General features: G+C 71.3%; 4 protein-coding genes and 1 pseudogene. 3 read left to right on the forward strand and 2 right to left on the reverse strand.

The window, feature by feature from the left end; genetic code table 11:
• Positions 1-676 precede the first annotated feature (676 nt).
• Positions 677-1660, reverse strand: a complete 984-nt coding sequence (locus U9978_RS19670; RefSeq protein WP_322762611.1) for a hypothetical protein — start codon at positions 1658-1660, stop codon at positions 677-679.
• A 35-nt stretch (positions 1661-1695) separates the two neighbouring features.
• Here U9978_RS19670 and U9978_RS19675 point away from each other — a divergent pair, with 35 nt between their 5' ends.
• Positions 1696-2403, forward strand: a complete 708-nt coding sequence (locus tag U9978_RS19675) for a tetratricopeptide repeat protein (RefSeq protein ID WP_322762612.1) — start codon at positions 1696-1698, stop codon at positions 2401-2403.
• Between the two features lie 52 nt (positions 2404-2455).
• Here U9978_RS19675 and U9978_RS19680 read toward each other — a convergent pair whose 3' ends face one another.
• Complete coding sequence (locus U9978_RS19680; RefSeq protein WP_322762613.1) at positions 2456-3772, reverse strand: DUF1015 domain-containing protein; 1317 nt, start codon at positions 3770-3772, stop codon at positions 2456-2458.
• Between the two features lie 344 nt (positions 3773-4116).
• On the opposite strand from U9978_RS19680, the gene U9978_RS19685 reads away from it, so the two are divergent.
• Positions 4117-4587 (forward strand): tetratricopeptide repeat protein, encoded by a 471-nt coding sequence (locus U9978_RS19685; RefSeq protein ID WP_322762614.1) that lies wholly within the window; start codon positions 4117-4119, stop codon positions 4585-4587.
• A gap of 10 nt (positions 4588-4597) precedes the next feature.
• Positions 4598-4932 (forward strand): annotated as a pseudogene (locus U9978_RS19690) (hypothetical protein); the annotation flags it as partial.

Raw genomic sequence — 4932 nt, forward strand, 5'->3', positions numbered from 1 at the left:
AAGCCGGCACCGACGCGGGCATGGATGGCACCGGCCGAGGGAGAGAACTGCGTGGAGAAGAACAACGGCGGCGCCGCTCGCCCGGGTCGCAGCCAGCCAGAGAACGCGGCCGAGGCCACTACACCGAAGGCACGGACTTCACAGACCGGCACAACGGTGCGTCGCCCGGCCGCGGCCGGGCGTGGCAGATCCCGGACCGCTGGTACCCAGACCGCGAACGATGGGCAGGCGAAGCAGCGGTGGCGCGAGGCTCGCGAAGCTCGGGGTGGGCGAGGCTCCGCCAGTCGGCACCACGACGACAACGATCGCCGGTCAGGGCGGCCCGCAGGTGCGCGTGACGCAGTGCAACGCTCGGGCGAGGATCGCAGTTTCGATCGAACCGGTCAGCGACAGTCCGGCGGTCGGCCAGCTGAGCGTCCGGCTTCGAATAGAGCGAGGTCGGATGGACCGAAGGCCGAAAGCCGTGGATCCGGCCGGCCGGCGGTAGGCCCGCCAGGACGTACATCCGGTGACTCGTTTGTTCCGCGTGGCGGAGGCCGTGGCCAGGCGGGCAGGCCGGAACGCGCTGATGAGCGAGGGCAGAACGAGCGAGGGCAGAACGCGGCGCGTCCGGCCCGCCGGTCGGGTTCACCTGCCGGGGATCGCGGGCGCGGATCGACTGACCGACGGGAGTTTTTCACCGCTGGCGGTGAACGCTCCGGGCAGAGTCGGCCGACATCACGAAGTGATGCATCCCGGAGCCGCGGCGCTGACAATCGTTTTGCCGATCGGTCTCGCGGTGCTGATCGTCCCCGCGGTGCCGGCGAGGATCGCGGTGCCGTCGGTAGTGGCCCGCGTCGTACGCAGCCAGGGGCAGCTGCTCGGTCCGCCGGTGGTCAGCGTGACGCCCGGACGTCCCAGAGCCCGCCCTACGGCCGTGGTGCTGGTGATCGTCCGACGGACCGGTCGACAGATCGGCGTCGTGGACCGGATGGCGAGCGGCGGCCCCAGCCGGCAACCGCGCCCTACCGCTCCGCTCCACGACGGGACGAACGGCCTCGCGACGAACGAGGTCGGGACGAACGGAGCGGTGACCGGAACACCGCCGGTCGCGTCCCACAACGGCCGGCGTCGACGCAGCCGCGTCCGGACCAGTCCCGGCCGAACCAGCAGCGGCCGGCCGTGTCCGGTTCGGGCGGGCATGGCCTGAGCGGTCGGGATTCCCGGCAGACGGACGCCCCGGGCGGACGCCCGGCCGGAACGAGGTCGTCGGCACCTGGATCGGATCGCGGACGACCTGCTCCAGACCGTGGACGATCTGCTCCAGACCGTGGGAGACCCGGATCGGATCGCGAAAGACCTGCTCCAGAACGCGGACGATCTGCTCCAGACCGTGGGAGACCCGGATCGGATCGCGAAAGACCTGCTCCAGAACGGGGTCGACCTGCTCCGGACCGTGGGAGACCCGGATCGGATCGCGAAAGACCTGCTCCAGACCGGGGACGACCCGGATCGGACCGCGGGAGACCTGGATCGGATCGCGGGAGACCTGCTCCAGACCGGGGTCGATCTGCTCCGGACCGCGGGAGACCCGGATCGGATCGCGAAAGACCTGCTCCAGACCGCGGGAGACCCGGATCGGATCGCGACCGGGCCGCGGGGTCCGGCGGATCACCGACATCCGCGGACCGTTCGCCGAGCGGCGGCCGAGCCCTGGTGCGATCGGGTCGGCCCTCCGCACCGGCGCTTCCCGATGAGGCACGGGCCGAACTCCTGGACTTCGAGGTCACCCGTGAGCTGCGCGGACTAGGTGCCGCACGTGCCGAACCGGTTGCCCGCCACCTGGTCGCCGCAGGCATCTATCTCGACGATGACCCCGCGCTTGCTCTGGCCCATGCGCGCGCAGCCTCCGCGCTCGCGTCCCGAATCGCCGCCGTCCGTGAAGCGGTCGGGCTTGCCGCCTATCACGCGGGGGAGTTCACCACGGCGCTTGCCGAGCTGCGTGCGGCACGCCGACTCGACGGTTCTCCTCGCCACCTCGCGGTCATGGCGGACGCCGAGCGCGGGCTCGGGCGTCCCGAGCGCGCCTTGCTGCTTGCACGTGATCCGGCCGCGGCCGAACTCGACGAGGCGAGCCGGGTCGAACTCCTCATTGTTGTGTCCGGGGCACGGCGCGATCTGGGTGAGCCGGCGGCAGCGGTCCTGCTGCTGCAGGATGAGGCGGCCTCGACCAGATTGGAACCGTGGACGCCGCGACTGTGGTACGCCTACGCCGAGGCGCTGCTGGCCGCGGGTCGTCCGACCGATGCGGCGCGCTGGTTCGTCTCCGCGGCAACCGTGGACCACGACGAGGAAACCGACGCTGCCGAGCGGGCACTTCTGCTCGGGGGGAGCGATCCGGCAGGCGAGAGCGACCGGGGCTGACGTCTGTCGATTCTTCCCCCGGATCCTTCCCCCGGATCCTTCCCCCGGATTCTTACCCGGGGGAAGAATCGGCCAGCGGACGGATCAGCAGGCCGCTTCGTGGCTTGGGTGTGAACAGCGTCGACTTGCGCGGCATGCGTTCACCGGCGGCGGCGACCGCCGCGACGTCGGCTGCGGGCGTCGGGTTCAGCAGGAGTGCGGTCCCGCTGGCCTGTGCCGCGGCGGCGATCGCGGTGGGCGCGTCATGGCGGTAACCGACCACGTCCTCGGTGTCGGCCAGTCCCCAGACCGTTGTGATCAGCACGAGATGCGCGACGGTGACGTCCAGCCCGCGAAAGGCGGCTGACCGGTCCGCCGGCAGTACCTCGGCGAGCAGTCTCGGATCCGGATCGCTCAGCAGGAACGCCGTCCGGCCATCGGTGATCACAAATGCGTGGCCGTCCTTGCCGGCTCCTGCCAGCGTGTCGAGCAAGGCCACCCCGGTCGGATCCGACTCGCCGTCCAGTTGCGTCACCGAGAATGCGTCAGCGGCTCGACGAGCCGCGTGCGCCACGTCGAGTCCGGCCACGACCCGGTGGATCGCGTGGACGGCCGGCCCCGACACCCGCGCGTCAGCCAGGAAGGCCAGGCCGAAATCCCACGGGCCGGCGCCGTCCCCGCCAGCGTGGCGGTCTGCCTGGTAGCGACGGTAGGTTGCGTACCGGTGGTGTCCGTCGGCGATCACCGCGCGACGCTCGTACAGATCGCCGGCGATGCTCGCTAGCTCGTCCGGGTCGGTCAGCGCCCAGATGCGGTGCGACACGCCGTCATCGGTCGTCGTGGTCAGCAGCGGTCGGGTTGCTACCGTCGCCGAAACGATCTGGCTGGTGAGGCCGCCGCCGGAGTACAGCAGGAAGATCGGTTCGAGGTTCGCCCCGGTGGCCACGGTCAGGGCGAGCCGGTCGGCGACCGGGCCGGCCATGGTGTTCTCGTGCGGCAGGATGATCCCCGCGTCCGGGTCCGCGAGAGCCACCGCGCCGACCAGGCCCCGCTGGATGTGGTCGCCGTGGACCTCCTCGTACACGTACAGGGCCGGAGCGTCGTCGCGACGCAGGACGCCGGTGGCGATCCACTCGCGCAGGGTCTGCCCGGCACGGCCGTAACGGCTGTCGGGGGAGTGCTCGTCGGTGTCACGGGGCAGGATCAGGCGGACGACATTGTGTGGATGTGTCGCCTCCAGCGTCGTGACGCCTGCCGCGTCGATCACGTCGTAGGGCGGGGCGGTCCGCGCCGCCAGATCCGGCCCGTCGTCGGCCACATACCGCAGGGCGCGAAACGGCGCGAGCACGAGTCCGCCGGGTGTGGGCAGGGCCGGATCGGAAGCAGCCATGCCGCGATCGTATGGGCCGGCCCTCTCCCAGGCTCGCAGACTTCCCCAGGCGTGCGGGCCATGGTGGTGTCCGCGCTGGCCGGGCGTGATCGTCGGCCGGACCGCTGAGCGTCCATGCCGGTAACAGTCGGTATCGAACCATTACGATCAGCGCGATCGGTGGGAGCGTCGCCCGGTTTCCGGCGACACTGAGAGGCAAACCTTGTGAAGATGCGTCCGGCCGTCATCGGCGTCGGCTGACGTCTGCATCGGTGGCGGCAACGCTGCGAGCACGGAGGCCCTGAGCACGAAGGTCCTGAGCGTTAGGGGAGGCGCGGATGTCGGGCGGGCACAAGGGACCCGGGATGAATGGGCCTGAGGCGAACGGCACTGGTGCCAACGGAGTTGGCGCTAACGGCGCTGGGGTCAACGGCGCTGGGGTCGGCGGTGCTGGGGTCGGCACTCCCGGCGGTGAGGTCTACGACTGGTACACCCGGGGCGTCGCCCTGCTCGACCGGGGGAATGCCAACGCCGCGGTTCAACTACTGGCCCATGCCGTCGCCGCCGAGCCGGGCTCCCGTAGCGTCCGGGAGGCGCTGGCGCGGGCGCAGTTCGACGCCGGCCAGTACGGCGCCGCGCGGGAGAGCTTCGCCTGGATAGTCGAAAACGACCCGGCGGACGACTACGCGCAGTTCGGGCTCGGGATGGCGGCTCGGCGAACCGGTGACCTGCGCGCAGCCGTGGAGCATCTGGCGTTGGCCGCGGCGATGCGCCCGGACCTCCGACATTACGGCCAGGCCCTGCGGGGCGCCCGAGCCGCACTCAACCGGCCATGACAGGCCGGCCATGACGGGCGGTCCGCATCCTGATCCTCTTCATCCCCGGCTGATTCATCCCCGGCTGACCGATCCACCGCGTCCGCTGTCGGCGTCGCCGTCCCCCCTGGTCGACGCCCACGATGTCGCCCTGATGGACCTCGACGGCGTGGTGTACCGGGGGTCGCAGGCCGTGCCGCATGCCGCGGCGACGATCGCGGCCGCCCGTGACCGCGGCATGCGGGTGGTGTACGTCACCAACAACGCGCTGCGTCCACCGGCGGAGGTCGTGCGCAGACTGGCGTCGGTCGGCGTGTCCGCGGCGGTACCCGATGTCGTCACGTCGGCTCAGGCGGCCGCGCGGGT

The organism is Protofrankia sp. Cr2 (genome assembly GCF_963555885.1).
Taxonomy (GTDB): domain Bacteria; phylum Actinomycetota; class Actinomycetes; order Frankiales; family Frankiaceae; genus Protofrankia.